The organism is Bacillus sp. FSL K6-2819 (genome assembly GCF_038008305.1).
In the GTDB taxonomy this organism is placed as follows: Bacteria; Bacillota; Bacilli; order Bacillales; family Bacillaceae; genus Bacillus; species Bacillus amyloliquefaciens.
The window spans coordinates 3,485,299-3,508,540 of the sequence record NZ_JBBOYV010000001.1 but is presented as its reverse complement, the minus strand read 5'-3'; the positions used below and the strand labels follow the sequence as shown (position 1 = coordinate 3,508,540).

Genomic DNA, 23,242 nt, shown 5'->3' with positions numbered 1-23,242 from the left:
CTAACGGATGAAAAAAATAAGCACGCCAAGTGCGGCGGGAAGACCTGCGTAAAACGAATCGTACAAATATTGCTTTTTCTCCTGCCGGTGCCGCCATTTCATTAAGCCGCTGCAGCAAAAAAACATAGAAATAACTCCCGCAAATACGTACAATTCATTGAAAAATGTCACTGCTGCGGTGCCTGTAATAAGCAGTGACATTTCGATCAATCGATGTGTGCCGTTTATCGGATTCTGATTTTTAACAGGCTTTGGCAAATCGAGAACGTTGACGGCAAACACTTGAAACATGAGACTGAACAAAACAAATACGGCTGAAAAAATCAGTAAATGAATGATATCCATGGTCTCCTCCTGAAACTTGTCATTCGTTTCATACGGGTGAGGACATTGTAAGTTTCAATATTCTATAAGACATTAGGCTGTGTTAAACGGTAAATGGCTGAAAAAGACCCCTTTTAAAAGGGGTCTTTTTGACTAGTTTCTTCTATTATATTAGGTTCTGTTTCAGGTCGGGCGGACGAGTGTATATGTATTTCCGAGTCTGGCATATTCATTCCCCGCGAGTCTCGCCGCAGGCTGCAGCTCATCCGTCCGTATGTAGCCCTTATCGGCGTCATATACTTGGTCATTCAAATGAAAACAAACGACTCTGCCGATGATGAGATCTGTTGTCGTTTCTCCGCTGTCATTTTGAAACGGAAGGTGGCGTTCGAGTATACATTCAAACCTGACCTTCGCTTCTTTTATACCGGGAACACTGATGCAAGCGCTGTCTGTCACAGAAAGGTCTGTCATGCCAAGCTCACTGACATCAGGGTCAAGCCTTGCCGCCGTTTTGTTAATGTCTTCAATAATGGACTCATCACTCACATGCACGACGAATTCCCGATGAGCGAGTGCGTTTCTCGCGGTGTCTTTCTGCCGTCCGTCCGCGCGGCTTACTGAGATGGCAAGAAGCGGCGGATCTGCGGAGACAACGTTATAAAAACTGAAGGGCGCCGCGTTTACGGCGCCGTTGATAGATGAACGCGTAGTGACAAACGCAATCGGCCGGGGAACTACAGTGCCGGAAAGCAATTTGTAGGTGTCTTTTGCGTTCAGTTCGTCTGCTCGTAAGATATGCATTATTTCGGCCGCCTTTCTTTTTCGTATGACCTGATTATACCGAAAGAAAATTCGGAAACACAACAAAAGAAACCCGGCTGCATATCTTATCTCGTGGCATATATCTGATTGAGGAAAAAAGGCTTCCGTTTAGCCGGCAGCCTATTTACATGGTGTTAGGTTGTTGGGGGATTATTTGTAGCTTTTCTTTACAACCCAAACATTTCCGTCTTTCCAGTACTCTGTTTTGCTGCAGTAATCGTCTTTTTTATGGCTGGGTTTTTTATGAGAACGGTACGGTTTTTTCTGAGTGCGCTTTTTCTTGCGGCGGCACGATTTTTTCTGGCTGCGTGATCTTTTGTGAGAGCGGCACGATTTTTTCTGGCTGCGTGATCTTTTGTGAGAGCGGCACGATTTTTTCTGGTGATCTTTTGTGAGAGCGGCACGATTTTTTCTGGCTGCGTGATCTTTTGTGAGAGCGGCATGACTTCTTGCGGCTGCGTGATTTTTTGCGAGAACGGCACGATTTTTTCTGGCTGCGTGATCTTTTGTGAGAACGAGATCTTTTATGGCTGCGCGATCTTTTGTGAGAACGAGATCTTTTATGGCTGCGGGATCTTTTGTGTGAACGGCAAGATTTTTTATGGCTGCGAGATCTTTTGTGTGAACGGGATTTTTTATGGCTGCGAGATCTTTTGTGTGAACGAGATTTTTTATGGCTGCGAGATTTTCTCTTCTTACCGCTTTTTTTGCTGTGCGGCTCTTGGTACAAATAATTTTTCAACCCTTCGGTACTTGCGGACTGTACTGCTTCTTCGATATCAGAATGGGAATAGTGGCCCATTTTGAAACCTCCTCTTGATATATGTTTTAAGGATGCGATCCTTACTACCACATAGTACGCATGGAAGAAAAAAGTGTATGTGTGTTCCGCTGAGTTTTATATAAAAAGCACAGCCTAAATTAATACAGGGAGGTTTACAGGTGAAGGACCAATCAACATTGCCTCAATACCAGCTGTTTATTCACCCGAAAGACTTGTGGGAGCTGAAAAAAGACATTTGGGATGATGATCCGGTGCCCGCGGTGCTGAGAGTTAATCAAAAACGGCTTGACATTGATCTGGCGTACCGCGGCTCTCATATAAGAGATTTTAAGAAAAAATCGTATCATATCACGTTTTATTCGCCGAAAACATTCCGCAGGGCGAAAGAAATACATTTAAACGCTGAGTACAAAGATCCGTCGATGATGCGGAATAAACTGTCTCTCGATTTCTTCGCGGAACTTGGGACACTGTCACCGAAGGCGAATTTCGTATCCTTGCAAATCAACGGCAAATACGAGGGAGTATACCTTGAGCTGGAGTCAGTGGATGAATATTTTCTGGCGAAACGGAATCTGGCGGACGGCGCCGTTTTTTACGCGGTTGATGATGACGCCAATTTTTCCCTTGTCAGTGATCTCGAGCGGGATACGAAAACATCGCTCGAACTTGGCTATGAAAAGAAAACGGGAACGAAAGAAGACGATTTTTACTTGCAGGATATGATCTATAAAATTAATACCGTGCCGAAGTCGGAGTTCAAGGGTGAGATTGTCAAACACCTGGACGCGGATAAGTATCTGCGGTGGCTTGCGGGCGTCGTGTTTACCTCTAACTACGATGGGTTTGTTCATAATTACGCCTTGTACCGGAATCATGAAACGGGGCTTTTTGAAGTCATTCCGTGGGATTACGACGCGACGTGGGGAAGAGACATTCACGGGGATCGGATGGATGCCGATTATGTCAGAATACAAGGGTTTAATACCTTGACTGCTAGGCTTCTGGATGAACCGTATTTCCGTAAAGCGTACAAACAGCTTTTGGAAGAGACGCTTCAGACCCGGTTTACCATTGAACATATGAAACCAAAGGTCATGTCTCTGTATGAACAGATCAGGCCGTTTGTCGCGAAGGATCCTTATAAGAAAGATGAGATTGACCGCTTTGACCGTGAGCCTGATGTGATTTGCGAATACATTAAGGAGCGGTCTGCCTTCATCAGCAGTGAGCTAAAGCAGTGGAATATTTGATTTTGGAAAGAAGAGAAATTTTTTTACAAATAGGCTGGTGAACCAGTTCCCGAAAAGAATCGGGATACGTATATATGCATTATGTTTTGACATTAATGAGAAATATGACTAGGAGGACAATAGATGAAACGCAATACGAATCGGCATCGGTCTGATGATAACTTTTTGCATGCGATGGAAGGAAAAGTGATTACTGTCTACCGGGGGGGCCCGGAGTCCAAAACAGGAAGATTGGCAGATATTCAATCGGATTATATCGCTCTTCAGGTTGATAATAAAATCGTTTACTATCAATGGAAGCACGTGAAAAGTGTAACGGAAAATACGAGTGAGACAGTATCGCCGGCCGAGTCGGCAGAATGCGAAAAAGCCGATGATTTCCAAGAACTGATCGAACGAATGGCCAATCGCACGGTGCAGTTGAACCAGGGAGGCCCGGAATCGAAAAAAGGAAAGCTTCACGAAACAGGGGACGATTTTCTTGTGCTGGAAACGGAAGATGATGGAATTGTATATTTTAACATCGACCATGTCAAAAGCATCAGCGCGGAACAAGAAGATGAAGATGAGCAAGAGGATGAGCGTACAGAGTTTGAAATGGCTGATGATTTTCACGGCATATTTAAACGCCTGATCCACAAATGGGTTTCTATCAACCGCGGCGGTCCTGAAGCCGTTGAAGGTATACTTGTGGATAATTCCGACGGCCACTATACTCTTGTGAAAGATAAAGAAGTGCTGCGAATCCATCCGCTTCATATCAAGAGTATCAGCGCGGGGGCAAAAGGAGCAGCTAAAAAAGAGGAGAATAAAGACGAGAATCAAGGTGAGAAAGAGTGTGCTGAAGAGGAATCACATGAGGAGCAGCATACTTCCTCTGAAAAATCGAAAAGATCATCAAAAGAGGATCGATCCTCAAAACGGGATGAAGATGAATCTTATAGTTACGCCACTGTATTAAGAACAATAGATTATCGGTGGAAACGCGGCCGTAAGTGACCGGAAAGATTGTCCGTAAACGCGGGAGAGGGGGGATGAAATGGCTGGATTAAGCAGATTTCTTGATAAACAAGTCGATATTGAAATATCGGGAAATACAACATTTTCAGGAACTCTTTTGGATATCGGTCATGATATCATTGTGATTTATGACGGCCGGACTTTTCTTTATATCCCGCTGCTGCATCTGCAGCGGATGACTTTGACGCGGCCGGACGATCAGAATCAAGGGGCGTGCACAAGAATAGAAAGTCCGCATCCTGAAAAACAGGAACATTCATTTTCTTATCGAAATACCCTCCAGCATATAAAAGGCAGATTTACAGAAATATTCGTGACAGGAGACCGTTCCATTCATGGGTATGTGACAAGTGTTCTAAACGATTATTTCGTTTTCTTCTCTCCGGTTTATAAGACGCTTTTCATTTCGATGAATCATTTGAAATGGCTGACACCCTACTCCAATGAGCAGACGCCGTATACATTAAACAGCTCAGAGCTTCCGGTTGTTCCCGCTAATGTGCCCCTTGTCCGGAATTTTGAGGAGCAATTAAAAAAATATATCGGCAAATTGATTATTCTGGACTTAGGAGATATACCGAATAAAGTGGGATTGTTACAGGACGTCTCGGCTAATATCCTTGAATTGACCAATGCAGAGGGAGATACTGTTTTTTGGAAATTGAATCATTTAAAAACCATGCACCTCCCATAAAGATAAAACTGCCTTCTTATACAGCAGGCAGTTTTTTTCATCGGAGCTAAAGATAAATCCAACTGATCCAAACAAATAAAACGGTAATGGTAAACACAACGGTGAGAGGGACAACGATAATAGTCGTTTTTATATATTCCGACCAAGAGACTTTTTCGCCGTGCTGTCTGGTGATATGCATCCAGATAAGTGTGGCTAATGTCCCGATCGGCAGAAGCAATGATCCGATATCACTGCCGATAATATTAGCCAAATAAATGATTTTAACGGTTAAAGGGTCGATTGACATTTCAGTTAATGTCAAGGTGCTGATCATTAAGGCAGGATGGTTATTGAACAAATTGGAGAGGACGGATGTAGCAATTCCCATAATAGATGCTGCGTGGGCGATGCTTTGTGAGACATAAGGCTCAATATACTGCACAAGCAATGCGGTCAGTCCGATATTATGAAGGCCGTACATGATAATATACATCGTGAAGGCAAAAACAAAGATATGCCAGGGCGCTTTTCTTAATAAGTCTGCCGGACTGATTTTTAAATAAAACCATCTCCAGCCAAGCAGAATGACTGAACTGATGACTGCCACAAGCGAAACGGATATCCCGATGTAAGAAGCTGCAAACAGACTGATCCGTACTAACAATACAAATGCCAAAACACAAAACATGATGTTTGTGCGGCTGTTTTGGGTCAGGTCCGGCGGAGGCTGAAGCGGATGATATCTTTTGTGTTCCAGCGAATCAAAATGAACCGGAATATCGGGGAGCTGCTTCGGCAAGCGGCGGTAAAAAACAGCAAACAGCAGAAAGGCCATAAACACCAGTCCCAGCGTACCGGGGATAAACATCATATTGGTGTATAAATAAAGATCCATGCCTATCATTTTGAGAGAAATTAAATTGACGATATTACTGACGCCGATCGGGGTGCTTGCTGCCGTTGCGATTAATACACCGCTTATTAAATACGGCGTTTTTTGATGTCTTTTAAGTCCGAGATACTGTAATACCAATAGTAAAATAGGGGTGGTAATTAAAACGCTGCCGTCATTATTCAGAAAGAGCGTCATTGAAAAACAAAGCAGGTTGGTTAACCAAAAAAGCCGGATGCCTGACCCTCTGGCGCGATGGAGCAGCTTGGCTGCCGCCCAATTGAAAAAACCGAAGCTTTCCAGCGCGATCGCCATAATCATTGTGGAGATAATGGTTATGGATGCTCCGGTGACTTTTGACCCTATATCTCCTAAATCATGAAAGGAAACGGTTCCGCTTAACAATACGAGAATGGCGCCCAGCGCTGCCGGAACGGCTTCATTTATTCCCCCGGGTCTCCAAAATATAAAAATAATAGTCGCAAAGAAAGAAATCAGGGTCAAAATGACGCTAATATGTGTAATGTGTTCTGCCTCCTTTTTGAATGGGCCATTGCCGCCCCGTTATTTTTATCCCTCCTGATCAGTTGTACTGTATGTATACGAGTACAGGACGAAAGGTGTACTGAGCGTTTCTACTAATTTAATAAAATTCCATATAAGCACACAAAAAAAGAGGCTGCTTTTCGGCGCCCTCTTTTTTTATGCATTTTCCTTATCCGCCTGCAATAAAGCCTGGCGTTTATTCATAATCTCCAAGAAATGTTTCAGGATCGGGTTTTGATTGTCCTTTCGGTAGGCGATGACCCATTCGGCGGTAAGCTGAACCTGATTGATGTCGCGATAGGCGACTTCGAGATTAAACAGCTTTTTAGCTGAAGAAGGTACGAAGGTCACACCGATTCCGGCGCTTACCAACCCGATCACCATTTGATACTCCGTCGCTTCCTGAACGATTTTCGGTTTGAAGCCCGCCTGCTCGCAAAAGTTTACAAATTCCAGGTATAAAGTCGGCCATGTTTCTTTCGCAAGTGTGATAATCGGTTGGTTCTTTAAATCCTGAATATCGATTGTCTGTTTGGCGGTAAGCGGGTGCTGCTTCGGCAAAGCCAGAATGCAAGGACTGCTCTGCACCTTTTCCATATGTAAAGCCGAATGCTGTAAAGGCGGATGAAGGATGCCGATATCAATGTTTCCCTTCAGAAGCTCTTCCTGCTGTCTGAAAGAGGAAATTTCACGCAGATCCAGTTTGACGGAAGGGAACTTTTCACGGAATTCCCGAATGATCGGCGGCAGAAATTCATATGTGGCCGAGCCGACAAAACCGACGACAAGGCGGCCGAGCTCTCCCCGTGCGGTCCTCTGCGCCATTTCAATCGCTTTGTCAATTTGTTCGATCGCGTTTCTGCTGTGTTTTAAAAAACTTTCTCCGGCAGCTGAAAGCTCTACAACCCGTTTCGTGCGCTTTAATAAAGTCACGCCGACTTCCTTCTCAAGCTGTTTGATCTGCTGGCTGAGAGGAGGCTGTGTCATATTTAACCGAAGCGCAGCTTTGCCGAAATGAAGTTCTTCGGCAACGGCAATAAAGTATTGAAGATGGCGAAGCTCCATCCTTATCCATTCCTTTCCCTTTGTTAATTATTCGTGAAACATATTAATCATACGGCGAATTGATATTGGAGGTCAATTTCCAAAGAGTGTATAGTGAATAATATCACAAATTACTTAAAATTTTATATTTAATATGCATAATAAGGAGTGAGGGTGTTGGCAAAAGCAACAAATGAACTAAAAACCTCTGGTAAAAATCGCGGGGCGGAGCTTGTTGTTGATTGCTTAGTGGAGCAAGGTGTCACACATGTTTTTGGCATTCCGGGTGCAAAAATTGATGCAGTATTTGATGCGTTAAAAGATAAAGGACCTGAACTGGTTTTATGCCGTCACGAACAGAACGCTGCGTTTATGGCAGCGGCTGTCGGAAGACTGACAGGAAAACCTGGCGTTTGTCTCGTTACTTCAGGCCCGGGGGCATCCAACTTGGCGACCGGCTTGTTAACGGCTAATACAGAAGGTGATCCGGTAGTTGCACTGGCGGGAAACGTGATTCGCGCAGACCGGTTAAAACGGACACACCAATCATTGGACAATGCGGCGCTATTTCAGCCGATCACAAAATACAGTGTAGAAGTACAGGAAACAGGGAATATACCAGAAGCGGTAACAAACGCCTTCAGGGCAGCGTCAGCAGGTCAGGCCGGCGCGGCTTTTGTGAGCTTTCCGCAGGATGTTGTGAATGAAATCACAACTGTGAAAAACGTACGCAGCGTGCCGGTGCCGAAACAAGGCCCTGCACCGGAAGAAGCGGTCAGTGCGGCTATCGCGAAAATCCAGACGGCGAAACTTCCCGTTCTGTTAGTCGGCATGAAAGGCGGAAGACCGGAGGCGGTAAAACAAATCCGCAAACTGCTTGCTAAAACAAAATTGCCTTTCGTGGAAACGTACCAAGGGGCCGGCACATTGTCCAGAGAACTGGAAGACCAATATTTCGGCCGGATCGGACTGTTCCGCAACCAGCCGGGCGATCTTCTGCTTGAACAGGCGGATGTCGTATTAACGATCGGTTACGATCCGATTGAATACGATCCGAAGTTCTGGAATGTAAACGGCGACCGTGATATTATCCATCTTGACGAAATTCAGGCCGATATCGATCATGCGTATCAGCCGGAATTAGAATTACTGGGCGATATCGCCGCAACGGTCAAACAAATTGAGCACGACGCGGTGAGATTTGATATGGGCAGCCGTGAACGTGAAGTGCTGAACGAATTAAAACAAATACTCTCTGACAGCGAGAAGGCTCCAAGCGACCATAAATCCGGCAGAGTGCATCCTCTGCAAATCGTCCAAGAACTGCGCAGCGCAATTGATGACGACGTAACCGTTACTTGTGACATCGGCTCTCACGCCATCTGGATGTCCCGTTACTTCCGCGCTTATGAGCCGCTGAAGCTGATGATCAGCAACGGCATGCAGACATTGGGCGTAGCGCTTCCTTGGGCGATTGCCGCCACATTGGTGAATCCGGGTGAAAAAGTCGTATCCGTTTCAGGAGACGGAGGATTCCTGTTCTCGGCAATGGAACTGGAAACGGCGGTCCGCTTAAAATCGCCGATCGTTCACCTTGTCTGGAATGACAGCACATATGATATGGTCGCATTCCAGCAAATGAAAAAATATAACCGTACATCATGCGTAGATTTCGGAAACATTGACATCGTAAAATATGCAGAAAGCTTCGGCGCCACCGGCTTGCGCGTTGAGTCACCGGAACAGCTGGCAGACGTGCTGCAAAAAGGCTTGAACACAGAGGGTCCTGTCATCATCGACATTCCTGTCGATTACAGTGACAACGTCCATTTATCAAGCGACATGCTTCCGAAGCAATTCAAAGAAAAAATGAAAGCAAAAGCTCTCTAGCACTCTGCGCACCATGATCTGTTTACTAAAACAGCCCAATTTAAAAGGAGTGAAGGGAATATGAAAAACGCAAGTGACATCCAAGTGATGGGCCGCGGAGACAAAGGCTCACCTGAGGATCAGGTTTATCAAGTATCAACTATGACATCTCTGCTGGATGGAGTATATGACGGAGATTTTGATATGGCTGACATTCCGAAGTTCGGTGATTTCGGAATCGGCACTTTCAACAAACTGGACGGCGAATTAATCGGTTTTGACGGACAATTTTACCGCCTGCGCGGCGACGGAACGGCTACGCCTGTTAAAAGCGGAGACCTGTCACCATTCTGCTCCTTCACATTTTTCACACCGGATATGACGCATACGATCGACGGCGAAATGACCCGTGAAGAATTCGAGCAGGAAATCGCCAGCCTTCTGCCTAGTAAAAACTTATTTTATGCGATCCGTTTAGACGGCGTATTTAAAAAGGTGCAGACCAGAACGGTAGAGCGTCAGGAGAAGCCGTACGTTCCGATGATCGAAGCGGTGAAAACACAGCCTGTGTTCAACTTTGACGACATTCAGGGAACGATCGCCGGCTTCTGGACACCGGGTTACGCAAACGGCATCGCCGTTTCCGGATATCACCTGCACTTCATTGATGAAGGGCGCAATTCCGGCGGGCATGTGTTTGACTATGTCATTAATGATTGCAAAGTGACCATTTCTCAAAAAATGAACATGAACCTCAAGCTTCCGAATACGGCGGACTTTTTCAACGCAAATTTAGATAATCCTAATTTCGCGAAGGATATTGAAACAACCGAAGGAAGCCCTGAATAAATGAAAAAAGAAAGCCCATTTTTCTTCGGGGCTTTCTTTTTATTTGGCTGAATCGGCAATGATTAGGTAAAATACAGACAAAAGGGAAAGGTGTGGTAGCTGTGAAAGTATTGGTATTAGCGGTTCACCCTGACATGGAGAACTCAGCGGTCAATAAGGCATGGACAGAAGAATTAAAAAAACATGATGAACTCACGGTCCGTGAGCTTTATAAAGAATATCCGGACGGGCAAATCGATGCGGAAAAAGAACGTCATCTGTGTGAACAGTATGACCGAATCGTATTTCAATTTCCGCTGTATTGGTACAGTGCGCCTCCGCTTTTAAAAACATGGATGGATCATGTGCTGTCGTACGGCTGGGCCTACGGCTCCAAAGGAAAGGCGCTGCACGGCAAAGAATTGATGCTGGCAGTTTCCGTAGGTGCCGGAGAGGATGCATACCAGGCAGGAGGGTCCAATCACTTTACATTGAGCGAGCTGTTAAGGCCGTTTCAGGCAATGGCTAATTTTACAGGTATGACCTATTTGCCGGCTTTCGCGCTGTGCGGTGTAAATGGGGCGGATGCGACGGATATTCATGACAATGCCAAACGTCTGGCTGCTTACATAAAGAAATCATTTTAAAATGAGCCGCCGATTCGTTTTCATCCGACAATATTTCCTGAGAAATATTTCGAATCCCCGACATTTTTGACTGTCAGAAAGAAAAAAACGGATTTCGCGCTGAATTTGCGAAATCCGTTTTGATATTATGTCAGTTTTTGCAGATCTTTTGTGCTGATATATCCCGTTGCGCCGCCGTAATCGACAAGCGCCCAGCCGAAATCAATGCCGCCGCCGGCTGTTTTTTTCCAGCCTAAGAAAGAAACGCTCGTGTTTTTAGCAAGGGAAGCTTTGACCGCTTGTTTTTCTGTAAATACTTTAGTTTTTGCCGTTGTTTTTACGGTGGTTGCTTCTTTAACAATATAATGAGTAGATACAAATCCTGTTTTTCCGTTTTTATAATGAACTTTTGCCCAGTCAGCGCTCGGGAATGAAACAACCTTTAAGCTGTCGCCTAAATGAAGGATATCAGCTTTCGGACTGGCTGCTGATGCTTTTGTTCTGACGTTCAATGCTTCCGCGGAAACGAGATAAGAATCAAGCGGATAGCTGTACAGATCGTCAATCTTGACCGCTTCTTGCGCGTGTGTCGCGGGAAGAGGCGTTATTCCGGCAGCGGAAGCCGCTGATATTCCCGCTGCAAGAGTCAGGATGGATGCCGCTTTGGCTGTTTTCTTCATCTCTATCTCTCCTTTTACTTCTTCCTTTCACGTTTTTCCGGAAGTATAAACATCAGACGGTTACTTTTGCGTTTGAAGTTTCAATGGAGCGGAAATGGTTTTTTTGATTTTTTCTCCTTTTAGCACCTGTTCCGCCGCTTCGGCCGCCAGTTTTCCGATCAGTTCCGGCTGCTGGGCGACCGTGGCTGTCAGCTTCCCGTTTTTAATGGAAGAAATCGCATCCTTATTTCCGTCAAAACCGACGACCAGAATGTGTTTGCCTGAGCTGTTGATCGCTTCGAGCGCACCGAGCGCCATTTCATCATTATGGGCAAACACGGCTTTGATGTCAGGGTGGCCCTGAAGCAGGTTTTCCATGACGGTTAATCCTTTTGTGCGGTCAAAATCAGCCGCTTGTTTCGTTACGACATCCAGCTTTTTGTCGGCAATATGATGAAAGCCCGTTCCGCGTTCCCGAGTCGCCGATGCACCCGGAACCCCTTGCAATTCTGCCACCTTGGCGCCTTTTCCGAGCTGGTCGGCGAGGTAGCCGGCCGCCATCTCTCCTCCTTTGACATTGTCAGAGGCGACAAGCGTTTCGACTTTGCCGTGTTCGGCTGAACGATCAAGCGCAATGACAGGAATGCCGAGGGAATTTGCCGATTCGACGGCGGTTGAAATCGCTGATGAGTCGGTCGGATTGATCAGCAGTGCATCGACGCCCTGCTGGATCAGATCTTCTACGTCATTCGACTGTTTTGATGAATCATTTTGAGCATCGACAATGATGACCTTCATACCGCGTTTTTTGGCTTCCTTTACAACGCCTTCTTTTAATGAAACGAAGAATGGGTTATTCAAAGTGGAGACGGACAGTCCGATTGTAAATTCTTTTTTATGTTTTGCGTTTGACGGCTTTGCCCATTGGGGCGGTTCAAGTGAACAGGCGGACAGCAAAAACAGTGATAATGCCGCAATCGCGATGATGGCTTTCTTCATAATGATCCTCCTACTATGCCGATTTTTTGCGGTCCAGCAGCACCGCGATTAAAATGACGATTCCTTTGACGACGAGCTGATAAAAAGATGATACGCCGAGAAGGTTCAAACCGTTGTTCAGCGTTCCGATAATCAAAACCCCGATCAGCGTTCCGATGATGCGCCCCCGTCCGCCGGACAAACTCGTTCCGCCGAGAACAACCGCTGCGATGGCGTCCAGCTCGTATGATTCCCCGGCCGTCGGCTGTGCGGAATTTAGGCGTGATGTCAGAATCGCTCCCGCCAGCGCCGATAATAAACCTGTCAGAGAATAGATCATGATCTTGATACGGGGTACTTTGATTCCCGATATCAGCGCCGCTTTCTCATTGCCGCCGATGGCGTATGTCCGGCGGCCGAACGGTGTTTTGTGGAGAAGAATCCATAGGGCCGCAAATGCAATGAGCATCGTAATGGCGGGGACGGGGATGCCGAGAAAATACCCGCGCCCGAATAATTGAAAAGCGTAGTTTGTACCGAGTCCCGTAATCGGATTTCCGTCCGTATAGACGAGAGTCAGTCCCCGAAAGACGGTCATTGTCGCTAAAGTGGCTATGAACGGGGCCATTTTCCCTTTTGTTATTAAGAAACCGTTGATCATACCGAGTACGGCGCCGATCGCGCAGCCGAGGATGACGGCTAAGATCGGGTCAATGCCTGATACCATCATACCGGCGACTAATGCGCTTGATAAGGCGAGGATGGCTCCGACAGAGAGATCAATGCCGCCCGTTAAGATGACAAATGTCATTCCGAATGCGATCAGTGCGTTAATCGCAACCTGCCGAAGAAGGTTGAGAATATTGAGCGGTTCAAGAAAACTCGGGTTTAACACAGAAACGATCAACACAAGAATCAGTAAGCCGAGAAACGGACCGAGTTTTTGCGTGAAGGTATGAATGGAAAAACGCTTTTGTTCAGTTGGTGTCATTGGTTCAGTTTTCATTCTGCTGCCCTCCCGTGGCAAGTGTCAAGATGTGTTCTTGTGTTGCGCCGGCCGCATTGATTTCTCCATTGATGCGGCCTTCATGGACGACGATGATTCTGTCACTCATGCCAAGGATTTCCGGCAGCTCGGAAGAAACCATGATGATGGCGACTCCGCGATCGGTCAGTTCATTCATTAATGAATAGATTTCCCGTTTCGCGCCTACATCGACGCCCCTTGTCGGTTCATCGAGGATGAGAACTTTTGGACCGATACCGATCCACTTGGCGATGACGACTTTTTGCTGATTACCTCCTGATAAGTGCCGCGCCGCGATTTCCGGAGACGCGGTTTTAATCGTCAGCCTTTTGATGAGCAGCTCAACGAACTCCGCCTCGCGTTTTCGGTCAATGATGCCTTTCGGAGAGAAGCTGGTCAGGTTCGGCAATGAGATGTTTTCACGAATGGACGTATCCAGCAGCAGCCCTTCATCTTTGCGGTTTTCTGTAATCAGACCCAGTCCCTTACGGATGGCATCATATGGATTCCGAATGTCGGTTTTTCGGCCGGAAATCCGGATCTCTCCGGAATCGAGCCGGTCAATTCCGAACAGCGCCCTCATGATTTCTGTCCGTCCGGCACCCATTAAGCCGGAAACACCGAGGATTTCTCCGGCGCGCACATGGAAACTGACCTGTGAAAAGCTTCCTTTTTTTGAGGCGTTTTTTACTTCGAGCACCTTATCGCCGAGTGACGGTGTACGTGTCGGATATCGATCGGTCAGCTCCCGCCCGACCATTTTTTTGACCACTTCATCAAAATTGGTGTCTTTAATATGCGCCGTGTCGACAGTAAGGCCGTCCCGCATAATCGTGATCCGGTCACAAATTGAAAAAATTTCTTCCATTCGGTGCGATATATAGACGATTGATACGCCGTCCTGCTTTAACGCCGTCATCACTTCAAACAGCTTGCTGATTTCCCGTTCGGTCAGCGCCGCGGTCGGTTCGTCCATAATAATGACTTCGGCGTTTGTCATCAGCGCTTTGGCAATCTCAATCATCTGCTGCTGTCCGACGGAACATTGTCCGGCTTCCCGATCAAGAGGCAGTGAGACACCCAGTTTTTCAAGCTGTAATTTTGCTAGCGCTTTCATTTTCTTCGTTTCCAAAACACCGAATGCCGTCGTCAGCTCTTTACCGATAAAGAGGTTTTCAAGCACCGTCATGTCCGGCCATATATTCAGCTCCTGATGGATAAAGGCGATTCCGTGTTTTTCGGCTTCTTTTGGATTGGAGAAGCTCATATTTGTTCCGTTTATCGTAATATTTCCTTTGTCAAGCCGGTGCAGCCCGGTGAGCAGATTCATTAAAGTCGATTTGCCCGCTCCGTTTTCTCCCATTAAAGCGTGTATTTCTCCCGGCAGAAGCTCAAATGAGACGCCGGAGAGCACTTGGTTTTTCCCGAAGGCTTTATGAATGTCTGTCATGCCGATGTGCATGCTGGATCCCTTCTTTCTAAAAAATCACACCCGCCTGCAGGATGCAGTTGGCGTATGGCGTCATTTCACCCGTTCGGATGACGGCTTTTGCTTTCCGTGTGAGCCGTTTGAATTCTTCATGGGACATGTATTCGATCGTCTGCTCTGAGAAATGGCTTTCTATAAATCTTGCATTCTCAGGATTTGCGTCTTTGATTTCAGAGGCGGCAATCACCTTTTCGACTGCCATTTCTCCGGCGACCAGTTTGGTAACGTCCCGAAAGGCGGGAACGCCCGCCGTTAAGGACAAATCAATTTTAGGGACACCATCAGGGACGGGGAGACCCGCATCGGCGATCGCGATGAGGTCTGTATGCCCGAGATCGGCTAATACTTTGGCAATGTGGCTGTTTAACATTCCGTGTTTTTTCATGACAGCAGCTCCTCGACTTCTTTTCTGGCAGGCATGCCGCCTTGGGCGCCGAAGTGCTGCACGGACAGGGAGGCGGCGCGGTTGGCAAACAGAAGCGCTTGTTCGATGTCCTGTCCTTCCGCGAGTGCGACGGCAAATGCCGCATTAAAGGTATCGCCGGCTCCCGTCGTGTCGACCGCTTCAACAGGGAAGGCGGGAACGAGCCGTTCCGCGGTGCCGTCTGAGTACCGCACGCCTTGTTTTCCTTCGGTAATAAACAATTTGCCGGGATAGCCGGCGAGCGCTTCTTCTTTCGTCCGGTCAGGAAATAAAATGGATGCTTCATGTTCGTTCGGCGTAAGATAAGCGGCATTCTCAATGGTTGATTGTTTCAGCGGGCGGGCCGGCGCCGGATTCAGGATAACCGGAATTTGATGCGCGCGGCAGTAGCTGCACACTTCTTCAACGGTTTCTTCAGGGATCTCCTGCTGGATCAGCACAATGTCAATGCCGGGAAGTTTCGCGAGCGCTCTTTTGGCATAAGCAGGGGAGATGTCATCGTTTGCGCCTTTTACGACGACGATGCTGTTATCTCCTTCTGCGAGCACAATATGAGCCGTTCCGCTTTTTTTGTGTGTAATCGTTTCCATATAGTCCGTATTGACACCGTTTGCCTGCAGATTTTCAATAATCGCTTTTCCGTAACTGTCACTGCCTGCTTTTCCTACCATATATACGTTTGCGCCCAGGCGGGAAGCTGCTACGGCCTGATTGGCGCCTTTTCCTCCGGGCACGGTTTGAAAGTCTGCGCCCAGTACGGTTTCTCCCGCTTTCGGGCGTCGTTCAGATGTGACAACAAGATCCATAGAACAGCTGCCGATAACACAAATTTCACTCACGGTGATCATCCTTTCTCGTCGTTTGTCTTTTTATGTATGTCACGGGCATTTGTATGGCCGTCTCTTTCGGCGGTTCTTTCTTTATCAATTGCAGCAGCAGGTTTGCCGCTCGTTTTCCCATCTCATATGCAGGCTGGCGAATGGTTGAAAGGGGCGGGAATAAAAGCCCGCTCTGCGGAATATCGTCATATCCGATAATCTGAATCTCCTCCGGAACTTTTTTACCGAGCCGCAGCGCCTCATGGAGTACGGCGGCCGCCGCAATATCGTTGCTGGCGATGACGCCGTCGGTTTCCGGGTATGCGGCAAACAATTCTTCTGCTAAAATGGCCGCATCCTTGATGGAAAATGAAGCGGCGGAGATGACATTGAACTGCGCGCCGGCTTTTTGCAGCACATCAAGTGCGCCGTTAAAACGTTCCTGAGCGGTTTGAAGGTGGCCGGGGCCTTTGACAAGCGTGATGCTTGTGCTTTGGCCGCGGAGCATTTCTTCAGCCGCTCGTTTTCCGCCTGCCCGTCCGTCACTGAATACGGACGGGGCGCCTTCTTTTGTCCGGTCCAGAAATACGACCGGGTAAAGGCTGCCGCTGTATTCGGTAAGGTCGGGATAATTGGTGGCTGCCAAAATACCGGCAACTTGATTTTGTTTAAATGTTTGCAGGTAGTCGAGTTCTTTTTCCAATTCTTCATCGCTGTTGCCGATGATCAGCCGGTATCCTTCCCGCTGCAATTCGTCTTCAGCGCCGCGGGCAAGCTGCGGGAAAAAGGGATTTGTAATATCCGGAAGCAAAAGCCCGACCAGTCTGGATTCTCTTTTATTAAGAGAACGGGCAACTTCATTCGGATAATAATTCAGCTTCTCCATGGCCAGCATGACCTTTGTTCTTGTATCTTCATGCACGTAGCCATTGTCATTGAGGACACGCGAGACCGTGGCAACAGAGACGCCGGCAGCGCCTGCGACATCTTTAATCGTTGCCAACAAACACTCCTCCTTCATTTATGTAACCGTTTACATAGAAAGAGTACCACGAATAATTTCGATTGGCAACAAAAAAAGAGGCCGGGGCCTCCTTTAATTCACGATACCGATTTGTGAGATATTGACTTTGATATCAGGAACAATCTCAATGGAAGGGTAGATCTCACGCCAATTGAGATGTTTGCCCCGCTCATAATAATGGGTTTGGTATCTCCGGCCGATGCCGAAAATATCCGAGTTATGCTCTTGAATATGCCTGATCACCGATCTGGCCTGTTCATTCAGATTAGCTGAAGCCTGTTTGTTAATTTGGCTGATAGCCGTATAAGAACTCAGTTTGTCCTTCGGATACTCCAAGACACGTGCATTCAGGTTTAAACGAATTTTCACTTTCAAATGCTGAGGATCTGTATCTAAAAATACAATCTTTCTCGAGGTATCCGTGATGCCGAGAGAAATGTAATTTTCAATATCCATTTTGTATTTGTCCCACAGCTTCAGATTAATATTGGCCGATTTATTAAATTGCCCGCTTAAAAGAGTCAGAAGGGTCGAATCCTGACCGAGCACCTCAGTCACTTTCCGCTGACCGCTGAACAGGGCTGAACCCTCTACCTTTATGGTCTGTCCGTTAATCGATAAATAAGGAAGGGCGAAATCCTCATTAGCTGTCAGCATGCTTGAACGGATGGATTGCAAATTTTCCATGCTGATATTTGATTCCGTATAAGCGCTTGTTAATAAATTCGTTAAATACTTGCTGACGATCAATTTCTGCCGGACGATCAGCTTCAGCACTTCAATCGCCTCGCCGTCCTTTACAACCGCCGGATGAGCGAGAAGCGGACTTTTCGGATCCCTGTAAAATACATCGAGATATGGAAAAAGCGGTTTTCAGCCATTTTCTCACCGATTAGTAAGACTCTTTGCTTGGACGTGTCAATGCGCTGATCGACAAGCTTATCCAATTGGAACCGCGCTTCACGGATGGTGTGCCCTGAAGCGCTGAGCACCGTCGTAATGAAGGAGCCGCCTGTTTCCTGTTCCGCCTGGGAAGATTGAACCTTCCGATAGGTGATGCCGATTTTATTTTTACCGTCTTGATCCACGTCGAGGCTTGCGGTCAGCACGAGAGAAATATCTTTAAATAAATTTTGGTCCCAGCAGCCCGTAAGCGTAAGGCTTGCACACATGAGACTGATAAGAAGCGCTTTTTTAATGCGCATGGCGGACACCCTTTTTGCGTACAAGGACAATCAATGTCATAAACGCCGGAAACAAATACACAAAGACAATATCGGAAAGACGGAAAACCTGATCCAGCTGCTGTATCGTTTTATCCGTGCTTATGGCCCAAATAGATGGAAGAAAGACGAGCAGGGCCAGCAGATAAACAAACCGGCTGTGGTCTTTTTTGTTGAACAGCTTGGCCATTCCGGTGCTTGCCAAATAAAACACGTTGGCCAATGTTGAAAAGACTGTCACGAACCAAAACGTCAAAAAGAGCAGATCCGTCCGTTCGATAATTCTGAATGAAACGGTTTTTAACAAATACAGCACAGGCTCCGGGATAATCTTTATTTCTTCGGGGCTGATTGTGACAAAGCAAGTAAGGGTGATGTACAGATAGTAAAGGACAATACAGACGTTTGAAATCGTCATTATTTTGTAGCGCTGGCTGACGGTGCAGTTGATAAGGGGCCCGATTACAAGCGCTGCCTGAAAGCCGGTAATGCTGACCAGTGTCTGCTGCACCCCGGTCAGCATGTCTTTGGCGGTTCCGTGAAAAATCGGCATAATGTTTGTCACATCAGCTTTTCCCAGCGTGTATAAAAGCGGCAGAGAGATCAGCAGTAAAAATGGCGTTAAGATAAAGCTGAACCTGGCGATAGCATTCAGCGGGGCTTGGGCGATATAGACAGAACCGAGTATCAGCATTAAGCAGATGACCCAATTCGGAGTCAGAGGGAGCACCCAGATATCCAAGATCCGTGTAAATACAGAAAGAATGAGCGTGCAGAGAAACGTAAAATATAAAATATACAGCACTTGCAGCCCTTTGCCGGCGAATGTTCCGAACACCTCCTCCAGCATTTCGTACAGATTCATCTTCGGAAACCGGTGAAATAATATCATATACAGACTGAATGTAAGCTGGACAAGCAGCCCGGTGAGCAGAATGGAAATCCACCCGCTGCTTCCCGATTTCATCATCAGCAAGTGGGGCAGCGCCAAAATGCCGATGCTGATCTGCGTCTGATTAATGAAAAATACTGCTTGAAGCCGGCTGATTTTTTTAGTCTTCATTTTTTCTCCACCCCCGAACATGTTTAATCTGCTTTGAGTCTTGCGGCCTCAAATAAAACGGCCTTCTTTTAATGAACCAAGCCGGAAGCCGGATAAACGCATCCTTTAAGTCACTGAAATGAAACGGCGTCAGAGATGATAGATAAGGAACCCCGAGAGATTCAAGCTTGCACAGGTTCATCAGGATAAGCCCGAAGCCGAGCCCGATACCGATAAAACCGAACGATGATGCCAGAAACATAAGCGGAAATCTGAGCGTTCGAATGGACGTGCTCATTTCATATGAAGGAAGCACAAAAGAGGAAACAGCCGTAACGGCTACGACGATAATCATCATATTCGAAATGAGTCCCGCCTGAACGACTGCGTCACCGATCACGAGACCGCCGACAATGCCGATCGTCTGACTGATCGGTTTCGGGAGCCTGATACCGGCTTCGCGGATCAGTTCGATCGTAATCTCCATAATCATGGCTTCTATCAGCGGAGGGAAGGGAATATCTACAATCGAATTTTTCATGGTGATAATCAGATCGTTGGGAATGACTTCAAAATGGAACGCAATCAGCGCGATATAAAAAGCGGGCAGCGTAATCGCGATCATAAAGGCGAAAAATCTCAGCACCCTCAAAAAACTGGCGGAAATCCACCTTGTGCTGTAGTCATCCGGCGATTGAAAAAATGAAAAGAACGTGATCGGCGCAATTAAGGCTGACGGGCTCCCATCCATCATGATGAGGACACAGCCTTCCATCACGCTTGCTTTTGCTTTATCCGGCCGTTCCGTATGAACGATCTGCGGGAATATGGAAAACGAATTATCTTCTATCGACTCCTCGATAATTCCGGGCGCAAGCACACTGTCGATACGCAGGTACGACAGGCGCCGCTTCACTTCCTCCACAATCTCCGGATTGGCGATATTCTCAACAAAAATGACTGCAACCTTTGATTTGGCCCGTTCCCCGATATCCATATAGTGAACGGAGAGGTGGCGGTCCTGTATGTGAAACCGCAGCTGATGAATGTTCGTTTCCAAACTTTCCACAAACCCGTCATGGGCCCCGCGGACGATGCTTTCAGATTCTGGTTCCATAATGGAACGCAGCGGGTTCTGCCCGACAGAGAACAGCTTCGCCTTACTTGACGCATCGCTGAGAAAAACAACCTGGCCGGCCAAAATCCCGTCGATAATTTTTCTGATCTCATCCGTTTCCGCACTGCTGACAGCATCCATCGCTTCCTCAAGTGAGCCGTTCTGCAAGCTGTCGCTTAACAGAAACTCATTCAGCTTCTGTTCTTCTATCATTTGTTCAATATAAAAAAAAGCGGTTTGACGATCCTGCAGTTTGATCCTTCGTATTTTAAAATCTCCGCAAACACACATCAGTTCCTGCATTTTTCGTACAGCCGATTCAAAATCACCGGGAAGCCGTTTGTTTTGTATATCCGCAGACATCAGACCGCCTCCTTTCCGCGTTATCTGTAGTTTTCAGCGGCTATTCCTTTTTTATGCATTTTATAAAATAGAGGAATTTATTGATGATGCTTGATGTTTTACCAAGAACTTCACAAATATGGATGAACATTTCTTGAACGAATATAAAGATTTATTAAAATTATTTCAAAAGAGTGATAAATGTCCTGTATACGGAACAAAAGCAAATAGACTTTCCGCATATAAATTGTGTATTTCCTGTAAACACTCCGGACCCGTCTGTTTCTGTCATGTGCAAGTCATTCCGATAGTTATTTTGGAATAGGACTGACAGCAGGATATGGGGGAAAATGAATGACTTTATGACCTTATCCTTAACAAAAAAGGCAGTCTGCATCCAGCGGACGGAGAGTCCCGAATCGTATGCGCAGTGCGGAAAATGTTGATATAACGGGCTATGAAAAGATGGATTATGATTGCATCTTTTTCTTCCGGAACGCAAATAGTCCATTTAGTCCAAACGAATATCCGTAGGAAAATGTAAACGCATTCATTTTTCTTTAAAAAAATTAAAGTAAGTTCGAAGTCCTGCCTATTCCCAAAAAAAGCAATTCGATAATAGGAAGAATAGCGCCGCTAATAGAGAAGTTTGGCTTAGTGCAGGCGAGGAGATTATGTTACATAATGCCGATTGAGAATTCATAGTGAAGCTATATACTGATGAATGAATTTATCAATACAGAAGGAGATGTCAAAAATCAATGTGGTTACTCATTATAGCCTGTGCTGCCGTACTAATCATCGGAATCATTGAAAAAAGGCGGCATCAGAAGAATATCGATGCTCTGCCAGTACGCGTCAATATTAATGGTATCCGCGGCAAGTCAACCGTAACGAGGCTGACGACCGGAATACTGATGGAGGCGGGCTACAAAACAGTCGGAAAAACGACGGGAACAGATGCAAGGATGATCTATTGGGATACACCTGAGGAGAAACCGATCAAACGGAAACCGCAGGGCCCGAATATCGGCGAGCAAAAAGAGGTAATGAAGGAAACCGTAGAGCGGGGCGCCAATGCCATTGTCAGTGAATGTATGGCGGTAAACCCGGATTATCAGATTATCTTTCAGGAAGAACTGCTTCAAGCCAACATCGGCGTCATCGTGAATGTGCTTGAAGACCATATGGACGTTATGGGGCCGACGCTTGATGAAATTGCTGAAGCATTTACCGCGACGATTCCATATAACGGCCATCTTGTGATTACAGACAGTGAATACACAGATTTCTTTAAAGAAAAAGCCGCAGAGCGGAATACCGAAGTTATTATTGCGGATAACTCTAAAATTACTGATGAATACCTGCGGAAATTCGAATATATGGTCTTTCCTGATAACGCTTCCCTTGCGCTCGGTGTTGCCCAAGCTCTTGGTATAGATGAAGAAACAGCGTTTAAAGGAATGCTGAATGCGCCGCCTGATCCTGGCGCCATGAGAATTCTCCCGCTGCTCAGCACGAAGGAGCCCGGTCATTTCGTAAACGGCTTTGCCGCAAATGATGCATCTTCTACTTTAAATATATGGAAACGTGTAAAGGAAATCGGCTACCCGACAGATGAACCGATTGTTATCATGAACTGCCGTGCCGACCGCGTGGACAGAACGATTCAGTTTGCCAACGACGTGCTTCCGTACATTAAAACGAAGGAACTCATTCTCATCGGCGAGACAACAGAACCGATCGTCAGAGCTTATGAAGAAGGCAAGATTCCTGCTGATACACTGCACGATCTGGAATATAAATCAACAGACGAAATCATGGACGTGCTGAAAACAAGAATGCAAAACCGTGTCATATATGGCGTCGGCAATATCCACGGTTCAGCGGAACCATTAATTGAAAAAATCCAAGAGTATAAGGTGAAACAGCTCGTTAGCTAGGAGGAAAAGGATAAATGTTCGGATCAGATTTATATATCTCACTTATTTTAGGCGTGTTAATCAGTTTAATTTTTGCGGAAAAAACAGGTATCGTACCTGCCGGTTTAGTCGTACCGGGTTATTTAGGACTCGTTTTTAACCAGCCGGTCTTTATTTTACTCGTGCTGTTAGTGAGTCTTCTTACATACGTCATCGTCAAATACGGTTTATCCAGATTTATGATTTTGTACGGACGCAGAAAATTCGCAGCAATGCTGATTACGGGAATCTGCTTAAAAATCGCACTTGATTTTCTTTACCCGATCGTACCGTTTGAGATATCAGAATTCCGCGGAATCGGTATCATTGTACCGGGTCTGATCGCCAACACCATTCAGAAACAGGGATTAACGATTACATTTGCCAGCACGCTGTTCTTAAGCGGCGCAACTTTTGCCATTATGTTTGCTTACTACTTAATCTAATGTAA

At 46.4% G+C, this 23,242-nt stretch carries 21 protein-coding genes and 2 pseudogenes; 8 read left to right on the top strand and 15 right to left on the bottom strand.

The features are described from left to right. The 3 genes and pseudogenes from MHH91_RS18300 to cotG all read right to left on the bottom strand — a co-directional run bounded on the left by MHH91_RS18300 (window position 1) and on the right by cotG (window position 1,951). A complete protein-coding gene (locus tag MHH91_RS18300) occupies window positions 1-345 on the bottom strand; it encodes a hypothetical protein (protein ID WP_013353847.1) in 345 nt (114 codons plus the stop codon). Window positions 346-507: 162 nt separating this feature from the next. Further along, window positions 508-1,128, bottom strand: a complete 621-nt coding sequence (locus MHH91_RS18295; RefSeq protein ID WP_014472322.1) for a flavin reductase family protein — start codon at window positions 1,126-1,128, stop codon at window positions 508-510. A gap of 171 nt (window positions 1,129-1,299) precedes the next feature. Continuing rightward, window positions 1,300-1,951 (bottom strand): annotated as a pseudogene (gene cotG, locus MHH91_RS20865) (spore coat protein CotG). 140 nt (window positions 1,952-2,091) lie between these two features. Here cotG and MHH91_RS18280 point away from each other — a divergent pair. From MHH91_RS18280 to MHH91_RS18270, 3 genes are all read left to right on the top strand, one after another. After that, entirely contained in the window at window positions 2,092-3,186 is a 1,095-nt protein-coding gene (locus tag MHH91_RS18280) for a CotH kinase family protein (protein WP_013353844.1), read from the top strand. Window positions 3,187-3,309: 123 nt separating this feature from the next. Further along, entirely contained in the window at window positions 3,310-4,185 is an 876-nt protein-coding gene (locus tag MHH91_RS18275) for a DUF6897 domain-containing protein (protein WP_013353843.1), read from the top strand. A 40-nt stretch (window positions 4,186-4,225) separates the two neighbouring features. Further along, entirely contained in the window at window positions 4,226-4,900 is a 675-nt protein-coding gene (locus tag MHH91_RS18270; protein ID WP_013353842.1) for a hypothetical protein, read from the top strand. 46 nt (window positions 4,901-4,946) lie between these two features. On the opposite strand, the gene MHH91_RS18265 is transcribed toward MHH91_RS18270, so the two are convergent. Beyond that, the gene (locus MHH91_RS18265) at window positions 4,947-6,278 is read right to left on the bottom strand and encodes an arsenic transporter (protein ID WP_014472318.1); all 1,332 of its coding nucleotides are present in this window, start codon (window positions 6,276-6,278) and stop codon (window positions 4,947-4,949) included. Between the two features lie 198 nt (window positions 6,279-6,476). Beyond that, window positions 6,477-7,385, bottom strand: coding sequence for an acetoin biosynthesis transcriptional regulator AlsR (gene alsR, locus MHH91_RS18260; protein ID WP_014471118.1), 909 nt, complete (start codon window positions 7,383-7,385; stop codon window positions 6,477-6,479). A gap of 156 nt (window positions 7,386-7,541) precedes the next feature. On the opposite strand from alsR, the gene alsS reads away from it, so the two are divergent. The 3 genes from alsS (at window position 7,542) to MHH91_RS18245 (ending at window position 10,708) form a co-directional block, all read left to right on the top strand. Further along, window positions 7,542-9,254 (top strand): acetolactate synthase AlsS, encoded by a 1,713-nt coding sequence (gene alsS / locus MHH91_RS18255; RefSeq protein WP_041481680.1) that lies wholly within the window; start codon window positions 7,542-7,544, stop codon window positions 9,252-9,254. Between the two features lie 60 nt (window positions 9,255-9,314). Continuing rightward, the gene (gene budA / locus MHH91_RS18250) at window positions 9,315-10,082 is read left to right on the top strand and encodes an acetolactate decarboxylase (protein ID WP_013353838.1); all 768 of its coding nucleotides are present in this window, start codon (window positions 9,315-9,317) and stop codon (window positions 10,080-10,082) included. 101 nt (window positions 10,083-10,183) lie between these two features. Next, complete coding sequence (locus tag MHH91_RS18245; RefSeq protein WP_014472317.1) at window positions 10,184-10,708, top strand: NAD(P)H-dependent oxidoreductase; 525 nt, start codon at window positions 10,184-10,186, stop codon at window positions 10,706-10,708. 125 nt (window positions 10,709-10,833) lie between these two features. Here the strand turns inward: MHH91_RS18245 and MHH91_RS18240 are convergent, their stop codons facing one another. The 10 genes and pseudogenes from MHH91_RS18240 to MHH91_RS18195 form a co-directional block, all read right to left on the bottom strand. Continuing rightward, window positions 10,834-11,367 carry an SH3 domain-containing protein gene (locus tag MHH91_RS18240; protein ID WP_013353836.1) on the bottom strand — a complete coding sequence of 178 codons (534 nt, stop codon included), beginning with the start codon at window positions 11,365-11,367 and terminating at the stop codon, window positions 10,834-10,836. Between the two features lie 60 nt (window positions 11,368-11,427). After that, the gene (gene rbsB / locus MHH91_RS18235) at window positions 11,428-12,345 is read right to left on the bottom strand and encodes a ribose ABC transporter substrate-binding protein RbsB (RefSeq protein ID WP_014471113.1); all 918 of its coding nucleotides are present in this window, start codon (window positions 12,343-12,345) and stop codon (window positions 11,428-11,430) included. A 13-nt stretch (window positions 12,346-12,358) separates the two neighbouring features. Next, entirely contained in the window at window positions 12,359-13,330 is a 972-nt protein-coding gene (rbsC, locus tag MHH91_RS18230) for a ribose ABC transporter permease RbsC (protein ID WP_013353834.1), read from the bottom strand. Further along, window positions 13,320-14,813, bottom strand: a complete 1,494-nt coding sequence (locus MHH91_RS18225) for a sugar ABC transporter ATP-binding protein (RefSeq protein WP_013353833.1) — start codon at window positions 14,811-14,813, stop codon at window positions 13,320-13,322. Before MHH91_RS18225 ends, rbsC begins: the two co-directional genes overlap by 11 nt. Window positions 14,814-14,829: 16 nt before the next feature. Beyond that, window positions 14,830-15,225 carry a D-ribose pyranase gene (rbsD, locus tag MHH91_RS18220; RefSeq protein ID WP_013353832.1) on the bottom strand — a complete coding sequence of 132 codons (396 nt, stop codon included), beginning with the start codon at window positions 15,223-15,225 and terminating at the stop codon, window positions 14,830-14,832. Continuing rightward, window positions 15,222-16,103, bottom strand: coding sequence for a ribokinase (gene rbsK / locus MHH91_RS18215; protein ID WP_013353831.1), 882 nt, complete (start codon window positions 16,101-16,103; stop codon window positions 15,222-15,224). The genes rbsD and rbsK overlap by 4 nt, the downstream gene beginning before the upstream one ends. Next, window positions 16,096-17,085: a LacI family DNA-binding transcriptional regulator gene (locus tag MHH91_RS18210; protein WP_014472316.1), complete on the bottom strand. Its 990-nt coding sequence runs from the start codon at window positions 17,083-17,085 to the stop codon at window positions 16,096-16,098. Before MHH91_RS18210 ends, rbsK begins: the two co-directional genes overlap by 8 nt. Window positions 17,086-17,178: 93 nt before the next feature. Next, window positions 17,179-18,311: pseudogene (locus tag MHH91_RS18205) on the bottom strand (Ger(x)C family spore germination protein). Beyond that, window positions 18,301-19,392, bottom strand: coding sequence for a GerAB/ArcD/ProY family transporter (locus tag MHH91_RS18200; protein WP_013353827.1), 1,092 nt, complete (start codon window positions 19,390-19,392; stop codon window positions 18,301-18,303). Before MHH91_RS18200 ends, MHH91_RS18205 begins: the two are co-directional and overlap by 11 nt. Then, on the bottom strand, window positions 19,382-20,851 hold the full coding sequence (locus tag MHH91_RS18195) for a spore germination protein (protein ID WP_013353826.1): 1,470 nt from the start codon (window positions 20,849-20,851) through the stop codon (window positions 19,382-19,384). Before MHH91_RS18195 ends, MHH91_RS18200 begins: the two co-directional genes overlap by 11 nt. A gap of 740 nt (window positions 20,852-21,591) precedes the next feature. On the opposite strand from MHH91_RS18195, the gene pgsB reads away from it, so the two are divergent. Together pgsB and pgsC are read left to right on the top strand one after the other, a co-directional pair. Next, window positions 21,592-22,773: a poly-gamma-glutamate synthase PgsB gene (gene pgsB / locus MHH91_RS18190; RefSeq protein ID WP_003151337.1), complete on the top strand. Its 1,182-nt coding sequence runs from the start codon at window positions 21,592-21,594 to the stop codon at window positions 22,771-22,773. Window positions 22,774-22,787: 14 nt separating this feature from the next. After that, window positions 22,788-23,237 carry a poly-gamma-glutamate biosynthesis protein PgsC gene (gene pgsC, locus MHH91_RS18185; protein ID WP_003151340.1) on the top strand — a complete coding sequence of 150 codons (450 nt, stop codon included), beginning with the start codon at window positions 22,788-22,790 and terminating at the stop codon, window positions 23,235-23,237. Window positions 23,238-23,242: the final 5 nt, after the last annotated feature.